The organism is Micromonospora sp. CA-263727, assembly GCF_050942455.1.
In the GTDB taxonomy this organism is placed as follows: Bacteria; Actinomycetota; Actinomycetes; order Mycobacteriales; family Micromonosporaceae; genus Micromonospora.
This window is the reverse complement of record NZ_CP192031.1, coordinates 3685436-3698244: the sequence shown is the minus strand read 5'-3', so window position 1 is coordinate 3698244 and position 12809 is coordinate 3685436. Positions and strand designations below refer to the sequence as shown.

13 protein-coding genes are annotated in these 12809 nt (G+C 71.9%); 5 read left to right on the top strand and 8 right to left on the bottom strand.

The genetic code is table 11. The features are described from left to right. Positions 1 to 2: 2 nt before the first annotated feature. Positions 3 to 935: a sulfotransferase family protein gene (locus tag ACQPYA_RS16350; protein WP_433527944.1), complete on the top strand. Its 933-nt coding sequence runs from the start codon at positions 3 to 5 to the stop codon at positions 933 to 935. Here the strand turns inward: ACQPYA_RS16350 and ACQPYA_RS16345 are convergent. Next, on the bottom strand, positions 924 to 1910 hold the full coding sequence (locus tag ACQPYA_RS16345) for a LysR family transcriptional regulator (protein ID WP_433527943.1): 987 nt from the start codon (positions 1908 to 1910) through the stop codon (positions 924 to 926). The genes ACQPYA_RS16350 and ACQPYA_RS16345 overlap by 12 nt on opposite strands. A 144-nt stretch (positions 1911 to 2054) precedes the next feature. On the opposite strand from ACQPYA_RS16345, the gene ACQPYA_RS16340 reads away from it, so the two are divergent. The 4 genes from ACQPYA_RS16340 to ACQPYA_RS16325 all read left to right on the top strand — a co-directional run bounded on the left by ACQPYA_RS16340 (position 2055) and on the right by ACQPYA_RS16325 (position 5485). Continuing rightward, on the top strand, positions 2055 to 2984 hold the full coding sequence (locus tag ACQPYA_RS16340; RefSeq protein ID WP_433527942.1) for a DMT family transporter: 930 nt from the start codon (positions 2055 to 2057) through the stop codon (positions 2982 to 2984). Positions 2985 to 3065: 81 nt separating this feature from the next. Next, positions 3066 to 3320: a phosphopantetheine-binding protein gene (locus tag ACQPYA_RS16335; protein WP_433527941.1), complete on the top strand. Its 255-nt coding sequence runs from the start codon at positions 3066 to 3068 to the stop codon at positions 3318 to 3320. Positions 3321 to 3329: 9 nt separating this feature from the next. Then, positions 3330 to 4493: an aminotransferase class I/II-fold pyridoxal phosphate-dependent enzyme gene (locus ACQPYA_RS16330; RefSeq protein ID WP_433527940.1), complete on the top strand. Its 1164-nt coding sequence runs from the start codon at positions 3330 to 3332 to the stop codon at positions 4491 to 4493. Then, entirely contained in the window at positions 4493 to 5485 is a 993-nt protein-coding gene (locus tag ACQPYA_RS16325; RefSeq protein WP_433527939.1) for a beta-ketoacyl-ACP synthase III, read from the top strand. Before ACQPYA_RS16330 ends, ACQPYA_RS16325 begins: the two co-directional genes overlap by 1 nt. Here ACQPYA_RS16325 and ACQPYA_RS16320 read toward each other — a convergent pair. From ACQPYA_RS16320 to ACQPYA_RS16290, 7 genes are all read right to left on the bottom strand, one after another. Beyond that, positions 5457 to 6038: a 4'-phosphopantetheinyl transferase family protein gene (locus ACQPYA_RS16320; protein ID WP_433527938.1), complete on the bottom strand. Its 582-nt coding sequence runs from the start codon at positions 6036 to 6038 to the stop codon at positions 5457 to 5459. The genes ACQPYA_RS16325 and ACQPYA_RS16320 overlap by 29 nt on opposite strands. 149 nt (positions 6039 to 6187) lie before the next feature. Beyond that, positions 6188 to 6880 (bottom strand): glycoside hydrolase family 12 protein, encoded by a 693-nt coding sequence (locus tag ACQPYA_RS16315; RefSeq protein ID WP_433527937.1) that lies wholly within the window; start codon positions 6878 to 6880, stop codon positions 6188 to 6190. A 293-nt stretch (positions 6881 to 7173) separates the two neighbouring features. Further along, entirely contained in the window at positions 7174 to 7743 is a 570-nt protein-coding gene (locus ACQPYA_RS16310; protein WP_433527936.1) for a GNAT family N-acetyltransferase, read from the bottom strand. Next, positions 7736 to 9802, bottom strand: coding sequence for a penicillin acylase family protein (locus ACQPYA_RS16305; RefSeq protein WP_433527935.1), 2067 nt, complete (start codon positions 9800 to 9802; stop codon positions 7736 to 7738). Before ACQPYA_RS16305 ends, ACQPYA_RS16310 begins: the two co-directional genes overlap by 8 nt. Next, positions 9799 to 10608: an ABC transporter ATP-binding protein gene (locus ACQPYA_RS16300; RefSeq protein ID WP_433527934.1), complete on the bottom strand. Its 810-nt coding sequence runs from the start codon at positions 10606 to 10608 to the stop codon at positions 9799 to 9801. Before ACQPYA_RS16300 ends, ACQPYA_RS16305 begins: the two co-directional genes overlap by 4 nt. Before the next feature lie 29 nt (positions 10609 to 10637). Further along, positions 10638 to 11660, bottom strand: a complete 1023-nt coding sequence (locus ACQPYA_RS16295) for a FecCD family ABC transporter permease (RefSeq protein ID WP_433527933.1) — start codon at positions 11658 to 11660, stop codon at positions 10638 to 10640. Beyond that, positions 11657 to 12601, bottom strand: coding sequence for a FecCD family ABC transporter permease (locus ACQPYA_RS16290; RefSeq protein ID WP_433527932.1), 945 nt, complete (start codon positions 12599 to 12601; stop codon positions 11657 to 11659). Before ACQPYA_RS16290 ends, ACQPYA_RS16295 begins: the two co-directional genes overlap by 4 nt. Between the last annotated feature and the right edge of the window lie 208 nt (positions 12602 to 12809).

The following is a 12809-nucleotide window of genomic DNA, read 5'->3' as shown; positions in this document are numbered from 1 at the left end:
TCGTGCTGTCAGTGGTGGTGGGCACCGGACGGTGCGGGTCGACGCTGGTGCAGGAGTTGCTGTCGCGGCATCCCGACGTCGGCTTCGTCTCCGGGCTGGACGACAAGCTGTCCCGGCTCAACCTCGCCGGCCGCTTCAACGGCCCGCTCTACCGGCGCTCGATGCCCCGCCCGGTCGGCATGACCTCGCTGCGGCACAGCCGTCGGCTGGTCGAACGGGGCCGGTTGCGGGTGGCCCCGTCCGAGGCGTACCACCTGCTCGACCGGCAGGTGTTCGCCGGGTTCTCCCGGCCCTGCCGGGACCTGGTGGCGGAGGACCTCACCCCGTACATCGCCGGCCGGCTGCGCGGCTTCTTCGACACGCGGATCGCCCGGCAGGGCTGCCGGCTGCTCTCGCACCACCTGACCGGTTGGCCGCGCACCGGTTTCCTGCATGCCGCCTACCCCGACCTGCGGGTGATCAACGTGGTCCGGGACGGCCGGGCGGTCGCCAACTCCTGGCTACAAATGGGCTGGTGGGATGGCTGGCGAGGGCCGGACGGCTGGCTGTACGGCCCGCTGCCACCGGCCCTGCGGCAGGAATGGGCCGAGCACGACCGGTCCTTTCCGGTGCTCGCCGCGCTCGGCTGGAAGATGCTGATGGCGGCCTATGCCGACGCGCGTGCCGCGCACCCCGCCGCCCAGTGGCTCGACGTGCGCTACGAGGACGTGATCGCCGCGCCGCGCGAGCAGGTCGGCCGGATGCTGGACTTCCTCGGTCTGGAATGGTCGCCCGGGTACGAGAAGGGGTTCGGCCGCTACCAGTTCCACGGTGGCCGGGAGGCGGCCTACCGCGACGAGTTGACCGCGGCACAGCTCGCCGCGGTCGAGCGCGTGCTGGAGAAGCCGCTCGGCGAGTGGGGCTACTCCAGCGCCCCGACCTCGTCACCGCCGTGATGCCGCACCCGGGACGCCGTCCGGAGATTCGTCAGCCGGCGGAGCCGCGCCGGCCGATGGAGAGTCCTGCTTCAACACGTCGGCGAGGGTGGTCACCAGCGGGCTCCACGGCCGGTCCGTGGGGCCGGTGAAGTAGAGCGATCGCTGCACCTGTGGCCGCAGCGGCACCATCGTCAACTCGTCGGTGAGCAGGCTGCGACCCAGCGACGGAATGATGGTCACGCCGAGATGGTTGGCCACCATCGCGATCAGGGCGCCGAATTCACGCACCTCGTACGTCGGCGAGAAGTCGCTCTTGACGCGCAGGCACATCTCGGTCACCGGTCCGGCGCAGCCGCCGGTGCGGACGATCAGCGGGTCGTCCAGCAGGTCGGCCAGTTCGACGCGGGGCTCTGCGGCCAGCGGGTGATCCTTGCGCAGCACGGCCTCGAAGGCGTCCTGCGCCACCAGCAGGCTACCCGGCCACTCCTGGTCCGGGTCGACCAGCACGATCGCGTCGACGGTGCCGTTGGCCAGCCATTCCAGCAGTTCCTCGTCGTCGGCCTCGAAAACCTTGACGTCGATGCGTGGGGCGCTGTCTTTCCATCGGCTCAGCCAGCGCGGGAGGAGCCCGTAATAGGCGGTGGACGGCGCGGCGAGGCGGACCTGGCCGGAGAGCTGGCTGCGGCGGTGCTCGGCGGCCATCGCGAAGGCGTCGACCGACGCGATGGCGGAGCGGGCGTGTGGCAGCAGGTCCTGCCCGTACTGGGTGAGCAGCGGGCGGCGTTGACGGTTGAGCAGGTCGGCCCCGAGCGCGCGTTCCAGGCTGGCGATGGCGTGGGAGATGGCGGGCTGGGTGGTGCCGAGCGCCGCTGCGGCCTTGCCGAAACCGCCCCGCTCGACCACGCCGACGAAGGCGCGCAGTTGGGCAATGGTGATGCGGGACGACTTGACCGAACGGTCGTCTTTGCTGCCGGAATCTGCGACCCCCGACATCGCTTCTCCCTTGTGTATTCGGACGAATAGGTCATCATAACAACGACTTATGACCTCATAATCAACATTCATTTGCGTCAAGGTTTGCGCGACTGGAAAGGTCGAGCCGGGCGGACGGGGGCTCCGCACCTTCTAGGAGTGCTGATGTCCAGACCGCGGGGGTCGACCCTGTTCGCCTACCTGGCGCTGTCGTTGACCTGGGGATCGAGCTTCTTCTTCATCAAGATCTCAATTGCCGGCCTTTCCCCGCAGCAGTTGGTGTTGGGGCGGCTGGTGCTCGGCGCGGCGACCCTGAACCTGATCCTGCTGGTGACCAGGCGCGCCTGGCCCCGGGAGTGGGGTTTGATCAAGCATCTGGGCATCGTCGGATTCCTGTTGTGCGTGCTGCCGTTGCTGCTGTTCGCCTGGGCCGCCAACTACATCCCGTCCGGGCTGTCCAGCATCTACAACGCGACCACCCCGCTGATGACGATGGTGATCGGGCTCGCGCTGCTGCCCGAGGAGCGGTTGAGCGGGCTGCGCGCGTCCGGGATCGTGCTCGGTGGGATCGGCATCGTGATGGTGCTCGGGCCGTGGCATCTCGTGGAGAGCTTCACGACCGGCCCCGCGCAGCTGGCCTGCCTGCTGGGCACCGCCAGCTACGGCCTCGCCTTCACCCACCTCCGCCGGTATGTGACCGGGAAGTACCGGTACGACGCGGTCACCGTGGCCACGGTGCTGGTGACCCTCTCGGCCGCGATGATGGTCGTGGTCGCGCCATTCGTCGCCACCGGTGAGGTGCACGTGACCGGCAACATCCTGCTCAGCGTGCTGTGTCTCGGCGTCCTGGCGAGTGGTATCGCGTACATCTGGAACACCCGGATCGTGCAGGACTGGGGCGCCACCCCCGCGTCCACCGTCACCTATGTGTCGCCGCTGGTCGGCGTGGCGCTGGGCATCGTCGTGCTCGACGAGACGCTGTCCTGGAACCAGCCGGTCGGCGCGCTGATCGTCGTGCTGGGCATTCTGCTGAGCCAGGGCGTCATTCGCGCCTCCTCGGCCGCCCGCGTGCCGGCCGCCGCCTCTCGTCCCTGACCAAACCCCCTCCTACCTCCGCTCGGAAGGCGACGGGGCCTTCCGCGCTGCACCGCACCCCTCAGAAGGAAGGAAACACCGATGACGGTCACCCCGTTCGACACCGATCAGCTGGCCTCCCTCCTCATCCATGAGATCGAGGAGGAGACCGGCAACACCGTGGGGTCTCTGGGAGTCAAGCTGGTCGACCTGGACATGGACTCGCTGACCTTCTCCGAGGTGCTCATGAACCTCGAACGCAAGCTGGGCGTGGAACTGGACCTGGTCGAGACCTTCGAGCTGGACCGAGAGGCCGACGTCGCGAAGCTGCTCACCGCCATCATGGACCGGCTCTAGGAGATCGCGATGTCCCAGGAATTCTACGAGCAGTGGGAACGGGACGGCATTTCCCCGTTCTTTCCGGTGATCGAGGCGAACGACGGCAACCTGGTCACCACGGATCGACATCGGGATCTCACGATGTTCGGTTCGTGTGACTACCTCGGTCTGTCCCAGCATCCGGCACTGAAGGCGGCGGCGGTCAACGCGATCGAGCGCTTCGGCACGAACACCTACGGCGCGCAGTTGTTGTGCGGGCACACTCGGCTCCACCACGACATCGAGGCCAAGTTGAGCGCTTTGTCTCCACTGTCGTCGGCGATCCTGTTCCCGTCCGGGATGGCGGCCAACCTCGCAGTCATCACCCGGATGGCGGGCAAGGACGACGTCATCATCAACGACCGCACCGACCACGTCTCGATCTTCATGGGCAGCCAGCTGTCCGGCGCCGAGGTGCGTACCTTCCCCCACAGCAACATGGCGAAGCTGGAGAGCCTGCTGCGGCGTTCGACGGAGAAGCGCCGTCGGATCATCATCGTGGACGGCCTGTACAGCGCCGACGGCGACTACGCCCCGCTGGACGAGATCGCGGCGCTCGCGCAGAAACACGACGCCCGCATCGTGGTGGACGAGGCGCACTCGTTCGGCGTGGTCGGCCCCAACGGCCTCGGCGTCGCTGAGCACTTCGGGGTGCTGGACCAGGTCGACGCGGTGGTGGCCACCTTCAGCAAGGCGCTGGGCAGTGTCGGCGGGTTCGTGCTCACCCGCCGTGAGCTGGAACGGGAGCTGCGTTACATGGCCCCGTCGTACACCAGTTCGCGCGGCTCCGCTCCGGCCGTCGCCGGCGCCACCCTGGCGTCGCTGACCCACCTGGAAAGGCATGGCGCTCGACTGCGCGCCGATCTGGCAGCCAACGTGGAGCTGGTGCTCACCCGCCTACGCGCGGCAGGGGTGGAGATCGGGGCGACCCGCAGCCAGATCGTGCCGATCATGGTGCGGGACGAGCGGAAGACCGTCGACGTGGCGAACTGGCTGATGGAGCAGGGCATCTTCACCGCTGCCTTCGTCTACCCGCACGTGCCGCTGAACGCGGGTCGACTCCGGGTCGGGCTGACCGCGGGGCACAGCACCGAGGAGTGCGAACGACTGGTCGAGCTGGTGGTCAAGGCCAAGAGCGAGTTCGACTTCTGATGGCCCGGTCAGCCGTACTCTGCGGGCTCGGTTCCTACCTGCCCACGCGGGTCGTCACCAACGCCGACATCGCGGCCGAGCTGGACACCACCGACGAGTGGATCACCACCCGGACCGGGATCCGCCAGCGTCACGTTGTCGACCCGGAGCAGTGCACGAGCGGCCTGGCCGTGGCGGCCGGCCGGGAGGCGCTGGACAGCGCCGGGCTGGACATCGTCGACTACGTGGTGGTCGCCACCACCACGCCGGACCGGCTCTGCCCGGCGACCGGCCCGACCGTGGCGGCCCGGCTCGGGCTGGGCACGGTGCCCGCGTTCGACATCTCGGCCGTCTGCTCCGGCTTCCTCTACGGGCTGCAAAGCGGCCGGGCGCTGATCGGGGCCGGCCTCGCCGAGACGGTGCTGCTGATCGGGGCGGAGAGCTTCACCTCGCTGGTCGACCCGGCCGACCGCGGCACCCGGCCGATCTTCGGCGATGGCGCGGGCGCGGTGGTGCTGCGGGCCGGCGCGGCCGACGAACCGGGGGCGATCCTCGCGGTCACCCTGCACAGCGACGGGACGGAGGCTGACCTGATCACGGTCGAGGGCGGCGGCGCGCGGGCCAGGCTGGGCGGGGACCCCACTCCCGCGTACATCCGGATGCAGGGTCGGTCGACCTTCGTCACCGCCGTGACGCGGATGGAGGAGGTCACCCGGCACACCCTCACCGAGGTCGGCTGGACGGTGAACGAGGTGGACCGCATCGCCGGTCACCAGGCCAACGCCCGCATTCTGCACTCGCTCGCCAAACACCTGGGCCTGCCCGCCGAAGCAGCGATCACGCATCTGAGGGAGGTGGGCAACACCGCCGGGGCCTCGATCCCGCTGGCACTGCACCACGGCCAGCGCACCGGCCTGCTGCGTCCCGGTCACCGGGTGGTCCTGCCCGCGTTCGGGGCCGGGGCAACCTGGGGAGCCGCCGCGCTCACCTGGCCGAATCTGAAACAACCCTGACCTCGGTGGGGGCTCCCAGCGCCCCCACCGAGTCGCAGGCGAGACCGATCACGACACTGCCCCGACGCCACGCGCCCACCGCCATGGTGGGTCGGTCCGCGAGGGCGGCGGTCAGCGCGGCGGCCGGTGGCAGCGGCATGGGCCGGCGCAGCCCGCCGTGGCGTAGCCCGATGCCGAGCGCCTTGCCGACCGCCTCCTTCTGGGTCCACAGCGGCAGGAAGTCGTCGGGGCGTGCGGCGACCCACTCCGCCTCCGGGCCGGAGAACCAGCGCCGGGCCAGGTCGGCGGCGGGCAACGGCCGCACCTGCTCGACGTCGATGCCCACCGGTCCCTGCTCGGTGACAGCCACCGCCACCACGTCCCGGCAATGGCTGACGGTCAGATGTAACCCCGGTGTCCCGACGACGTACGGCCGGCCGCCCGGCTCCCGGCCGAGCGCGACCCGGTCGACATCAACGCCGAGCAGCCTGCTCGCCGCGTGCCGGGCCAGGTCGTGGGCGCTGATGACGTCGGACAGCCAGATCCCGATCGCCCCCGACACGGCGACCACCATGACACATCCCGTACGTCATCCGCGACCGGCGTCCGACTCCGTCCTGTTCGCCGCCCGCCGGCGGGAACATCCTGGACGTTCCGGTGGTGGGAGTTCGCCGCGCGGCCGACGCATGGCCGGGCCGACGCCCGGCCCGGCCATGACGACGGTCAGGAGAAGGAGACGGAGAAACTGTTCGTGTTGAAATTCATGCCGCCGGACGAACTGGTGATCTCGTACCCGAACTGCACCTCGCTCAGGGTGACGTCGCCGAACCACCCGCGGGCACGGATCCAGTTCATGATGGCCCGGATGTCGACGCTGCCGGAGTTGGTGTTCGACGTGCGGATGAACGAGAAGACCTGGTTGGAGCCGTTCGAGCCGCGGTAGACGGCCCAGCTGTGCCCGCCCACGGAGGCGTTGGTCTGGAATGAGCCGAGCGGGCCGACCGGGCCGTACTTGTTCATCCACAGCATGATTTCGTAGGTGTGCCCGTCGGCCCAGATGTCGTAAGCGCTGGTGTACGCCCCGGCGTTGGGCACGCTCACGTTGAAACTGCTGGTCGCGCTCTGGAGCGAGCTGAGCCGGCGATTCACCGCGCGGGTCGAGTTGGGGTAGGACTTGACCCCACCGGTGTTCGGGTGGTTGGCCCAGACACCCCAGTTGCTGTACGAGTTGGCCCAGATCGTCTGCGGCCCGTACCCGCTGCCCCAGATGTTGTTGTAGAGCGTGTAGCCGCCGTTGGTCCACGTGCCCCAACGATCGGAGGAACTCCACACCGCGGCATGCGCGGGGGCTGATGTCACCCCGATGATCGCGGCCAGGATGAGCGCCGGTATCCCGAGGCGCGCCGTTCTGAGCATTGTCGACTCCCTTCGTTGACCGTGTCGAAACTATTCGAAGCGCTTCGACGGCATTTCGACGTCAGTCGACAGGACTTGTCGATTGGCAGATTTAAAAATAGACCCCCATGTATGCACCCGCAACCGCATGAAAGGAAGGGCCCCCTATTAACGCCTGGGGTAGAGGAAGGGCCCCCTGTTAACGCCCGCGCAGAGGCGGCGCCGGCACACCGAGCGGGGCGTGGTGCGCCGCGGGCCACTGCCCACCGACAGGGCGGGCCGGGCACGAGGAATTCGAGTGACGATCCTCTGGATCAGGCGTCCTGCCGGGCCGCCGGGCCGGCGGCGCGGTCGAGGAACATCAGTCGGGCCCGCTTGTGCGGCAGGTCGATCAGCGGGCCCTCGACGAAGCCGGCCCGTCGCAGCCGGGCGATCGCCTTGTCGTTGCGCGCGTCCGGCTCCATCACCAGCCGCAGCCGACCCGGGTCGGTGAAGACGAAGGCGATGAACTCGGCGAGCAGGGTGCCGGTGAAGCCCGGCTCGGGCCGCACCGGCGTACCGATCAGCAGGTGGCCGCCGTGGTCGCCGGGGCGTACCGGGTAGCACTCGCCGACCGGGTCGTGTTCCGGCTGGTAGGTCTGGAACAGCGCCACCGGGTCGCCGTCGCGCAGCGTGAGGTACGCGTGGTGGGTGGGCAGCGAGTCCACGTACCGGTAGATCTCGGCGACCCGGTCGCGGTCGGCGTCGCGCATGCCCCAGAACCGGGCCCGCTCCCGGCTGACCCAGTCGTGGATCACGTCGGCGTCGGCGTCCGGGTCCACCGGCCGGAAGGTGACCACTCCGAACCCGGGCACGTGACGTTCGTAGTGATGCGGGTCAGTCATCGTGGTGCTCCTCGGTCAGCCGGTCCCAGTCGCAGGTCACCGCGATCAGCTCGCCGCGTACCCAAAGGGGCAGTTGGTCGTCGCGGTGCGGCCCGGAGCCGGTGGCGCCGAGCGGCACCACCCACCGGCTCTCCTCACGCCGGGCCAGGTCCCAGACGTAGCGGGCGGCCGGCCCGCGCAGGCAGAGGTCGGTGAGCCCGGGAACGCTGGAGGTGGCCAGCACGCAGTCGTGGTCGCCGGCCAGTTCCGGTCCCGGCGGTGCGGCCGGGTCGGGTAGCGCCCGCCACGGTGTGAGCCGGTGCCGCTGGCCCCAGGTGCCGGTGTCGGCGGTGGCGGCGACCTCCTCGGCGGCGGCCCGCACCAGCGCGTCCCGGTCCAGGCCGGGCAGGTCGGCGTCGAGCAGCGGCAGCACGGCGTAGCCGACCCGGGGGAGCAGGGCCAGCCAGGGCCGGAACACCTCCGGGTAGGCCGGCGGCTCGGCCAGGGCGGCCAGCGCCGGGTGGGCGGCGAGCCGGCGTACCACGGCCGCGCGCAGGTCGGCGAAGGTGGCCGCGTCGACGCTGTCGGCGGCCATCCGGCGGTCCCAGCGCAGCAGGCGCTCGCGTAGGTCGGTGGCCTCCGTGCTGAGCCCGGTCAGCCCGGCGAGCAGCTCCAGCAGCGGCCCGGCCGCGGCCAGCTGGGTGTCGGTGTGCACGGTGGCCATCTGCTGGGGAAGCCAACCGGTGCCGGCGGTGAGCAGCGCGTGGATCCGGTCGGCGCGGTACGGCGGGGCGAACTCGACGCCCAGCCCGGCGGCGATGCCGCGGTCGTTGGCCATCACCGCCACCCCGTCGATCGGGGAGCTGGGCATGGGGTGCCAGCCACGCCAGGCGTGCTCCGGCTCCCAGGCGGGGACCACCCGCAGGCGGTTGTCGGGGTGGCGGTCCGGGACCCGGCCGGCGACCCGGTGCAGCAGCCCACCGGCGGTGTCGGCGGCGAGCACCACGTTGACCGGCTCCACCCAGCCGTCCAGCGCCGCGTCCACGTCGGCGACGGTACGGGCGCGCAGCAGCGCCGGCAGCACCGCGAAACCGAGCTCACCGGTGACCCGGGGCGGGTGACGCAGGCTGACCGTGACGGCCGGGTCGTCGTCGGGGCCGCCGGAGATCACCGGCCCGCGCTCGGTCTCGATCACCTCGACCTCGACCGGTTCGGCGCCGGCCACCTCGATCGTCTCGACCCGCCGGTACGCGGGCCGCCACCCGTCCGGCCCGTACGCCTCGACCAGCGTGTCCCGGCGGCGCAGCCGCTCGGCGTACAGGTCCTGGTAGTCCGCCATGGCGTTGGTGATGGCCCAGGCGACCTCGCCGGCATGGCCGAAGTGCCCGATGCCGGGTATCCCGGGCACCGCGAGCCCGAGCACGTCGTACTCCGGGCAGGCCAGCCGGATCTGCTGGTAGATGCCGGGGGCCTCGATGAACCGGTGCGGGTCGCCGGCGATCAGCGCCGCGCCGCCGGCGGTGCGCTCCCCGGCGAGCAGCCACCCGTTGCTGCCGGAGGTGACGTGACCGTCGACGGCGAAGAGCCCGGCGGCCGACGGGCCGAGGGTGCGCGCCACGTGTTCGCGCCAGAGCTTGGTGGGGAAGCCGGCGAAGAGCACGTGGTGGGTGAGCCAGAGCGCCAGCGGCGTCCACGGCTGCCAGCAGCCGGGTGTCAGGCCGGTGGCGGCGAACTCGGGTGCCCGTGCCGCGCCCGCGGCGAGCCCGGCGTTGACCCCGTCGACGTAGCGGCCCACCCATCCGGCGGTGGCCGGGTCGAGGGCGGCGTGGCAGCGCCGTGCGGTGTCGTCCAGCCGGACCCGGCGGGCGAAGCTGTCCCAGGCCACCGCGTCCGGTCCGAGGAAGGCCGCGCTGGTGCCCTGCGAGCGGTGCCGCTCCACCTCGATCTGCCAGGCCCGGTCGAGGGCGGTGACCCGGCCCTGCGCGTACGCCAGCGACCCGTGGTCGGCGGCGCGCAGGTGCGGGATGCCCCACGCGTCGCGGTAGCGTCGTGCGTCCGCACCGTCACTGTGCTTGTTCACGGCGTCACCGTACCGGTGCGGATGCGGGCCGCCGGGACCACCAGCGGGGTGCCGGTCTCCGGGTCGTCGATGACCCGGCAGGGCAGCCCGAAGACCTCCTCGACCAGGCCGGCGGTGACGATCTCGCGGGGTTCGCCGGCGGCGACCACCCGCCCGCCGCGCATCGCGATCAGGTGGCTGGCGTAGCGGGCCGCGTGGTTGAGGTCGTGCAGCACCGCGACGAGGGTGCGGCCCTGCTCCTCGTGCAGCCGGGCGCAGAGGTCGAGCACCTCGATCTGGTGGGCGATGTCGAGGTAGGTGGTCGGCTCGTCGAGCAGCAGCAGCGGGGTCTGCTGGGCCAGCGCCATGGCCAGCCAGACCCGCTGCCGCTGGCCGCCGGAGAGTTCGTCGACCAGCCGGTCGGCGAGGTCGGCGACCCCGGTGGCGGCCATCGACTCGGCCACGATCCGCTCGTCGTCGCGGGACCACTGCCGCAGCAGGCCCTGGTGCGGGTAGCGGCCCCGGGAGACCAGTTCGGCCACCCCGATGCCGTCCGGCGCGATCGGCGACTGCGGCAGCAGGCCGAGCGTGCGGGCCACCGCGCGGGCCGGCCGGCGGTGGATGTCCTCCCCGTCCAGCAGCACCGACCCGGCGGCCGGCTTCAGCAGCCGGGACAGCGCCCGCAGCAGGGTCGACTTGCCGCACGCGTTCGGGCCGATGATGACCGTGAAGGACCGGTCGGGGACGGCGACGGTCAGGTCTTCGGCGACGACGCGCCGGTCGTAGGCGAGCCGCAGCCCGCTTCCGCCCAGCCGGGAGGTCGGCATGCTGGTTGCTCCGTTCTCGTTGGTGGTCGTCACAGCCGGCCCGCCCGGCGTTCGGTGGCCAGCAGCCAGACCAGGTAGCCGCCGCCGATCACGCCGGTCACCACGCCGACCGGGAGCTGACCGGGGAGGGCGCGCAGCGCCACCTGGTCGGCGGTGACCGTCAGCAGCGCGCCCACCGCCGCCGCCGGCAGCAGGTTGGCGCCGGGCGCCCGGGTCAGCCGTCGGGCCAGGTGCGGCGCGGTGAGCGCGACGAAGGCCACCGGGCCGGCGGCGGCCGCCGAGAGGGAGACCAGCAGCACCGCGGCGGCGAGCAGCAGCATCCGCAGCCGGTGCACGCTCACCCCGAGTCCGCTGGCGGCGTCGTCGCCCAGCTCGGTCATCCGCAGCGCCGGGCCGCAGGCGAGCAGCACCGGCACCGCCACCGCGAGGGCGGCCAGCAGCGGGGCGGCGTCGGACCAGCCCCGGCCGTCGAGGCTGCCGGTGAGCCAGAGCATGGCCCGGGCCGCCTCCATCAGCGGCGCACGGGTCAGCAGGTAGCCGTTGACGCCGGTGAGGATGGCCGACATGCCGATGCCGACCAGCACCAGCCGGTAGCCGTGCACGCCGCGCCGCCAGGCGACCAGGTAGATCAGCAGGCCGGTGGCGATGCCGCCGGCCGCGGCGGCCCCGGCGAGGGCGGCGCTGCTGCCGCCGAGCACCACCACGACGAGCGCGCCGGCCGCCGCGCCCTGGGTGAAGCCGAGAATGTCGGGGCTGCCCAGCGGGTTGCGGACCAGCGACTGGAAGACCGCGCCGGCCAGGGCCAGCGCGGCGCCGACGGCCAGCCCGGTGACCAGCCGGGGCAGCCGCAGCTCGGTGACGATGAACTCCTCGGCGGGGCTGCCGCCGCCGGCCAGCGTGCGCAGCACGTCGGCCGGGGACATCGGGTAGTCGCCGTGGCCGACGGCGAGCACGCCCACGGCGAGCGACAACAGCAGGCAGGTGGCGCCCACCGCGAGGGCGCGGGGGTGCAGCCGGAGGGAGAGCCGGCCCGGGGTGCGGATCACGATCATGGGTGGGCCGTCCTCGTCCGGGTCACCAGCCAGAGGAAGAGTGGGCCGCCGAGCACCGCGGTGACGATGCCGACCTGGAGCTCGCCGGGGCGGCCGAGGACCCGACCGAGCACGTCCGCGCCGAGCAGCAGCACCGGGGCGAGCAGCGCGCAGTACGGCAGCAGCCAGCGCAGGTCCGGCCCGGTGAGGGCACGTACCAGGTGCGGTACGAGCAGCCCGACGAAGACGATCGGGCCGCAGGCGGCGGTGGCGGCGCCGCAGAGCAGGGTGATGGCCATGATCACACCGGCCCGGATCAGTGCCGGGCGGGCGCCCAGCGCCTGCGCGGTGTCCTCGCCGAGGGCCAGCGCGTTGAGTGGCCGGGCGGCGGCCAGGGCGGCCAGCAGCCCGACCGCGATGAAGGGCAGCACCTGCCGCACGGTGTCGGTGTCGGCGCTGGCCAGCGATCCGACCGTCCAGAAGCGCAGCCGCTCCAGGCCGGCGGAGTCGAGCAGCATCACCGCGCTGACGTAGGAGTAGAGGGCCGCGTTGAGCGCCGCGCCGGCCAGCGCCAGCCGGGCGGGGGTGGCCGCGCGCCCGCCACCGACCGCGTACACGCCGACGGTGACCACGGCCGCGCCGAGCAGCGCGAACCACACCTGGCCGCCGCCACCGACGCCGAGGAGCAGCGCGGCGGTGGCGATCGCGGCGGCGGCGCCGGCGTTGATGCCGAGCAGGCCGGGGTCGGCGAGCGGGTTGCGGGTCAGGGCCTGCATCGCCGCGCCGGCGACGCCGAGGGCGGTGCCGGCGAGCAGTCCGAGCAGCGTACGCGGCAGACGCATCTGCCGGACCACGGCGTACTCGGCGGCGTCGGGGTCCAGTAGGGCATGCCACACATCGGAGAGTGGGATCGGCTTGGCGCCGACGGTGATGCTGAGCACTGCGACGGCGAGCAGGGCCAACGTGGCGGCGATGAGGCCGCTGGCCCGCAGCGCGGCGCGACGGTGCCGGGGCGGTGCGGTGGACCGGGTTGGCGTTTCGTCGGGTGGCGACTCGATGACGGACAGTGTGAACTCCAGTGAGCGAAACGCCGTGCGGGACTTGACAGGAAGTTAGGTTAGGTTAGCCTAACCCCGGCTGTCCACGGTCCCCCCGACCTTGATCGAAAGA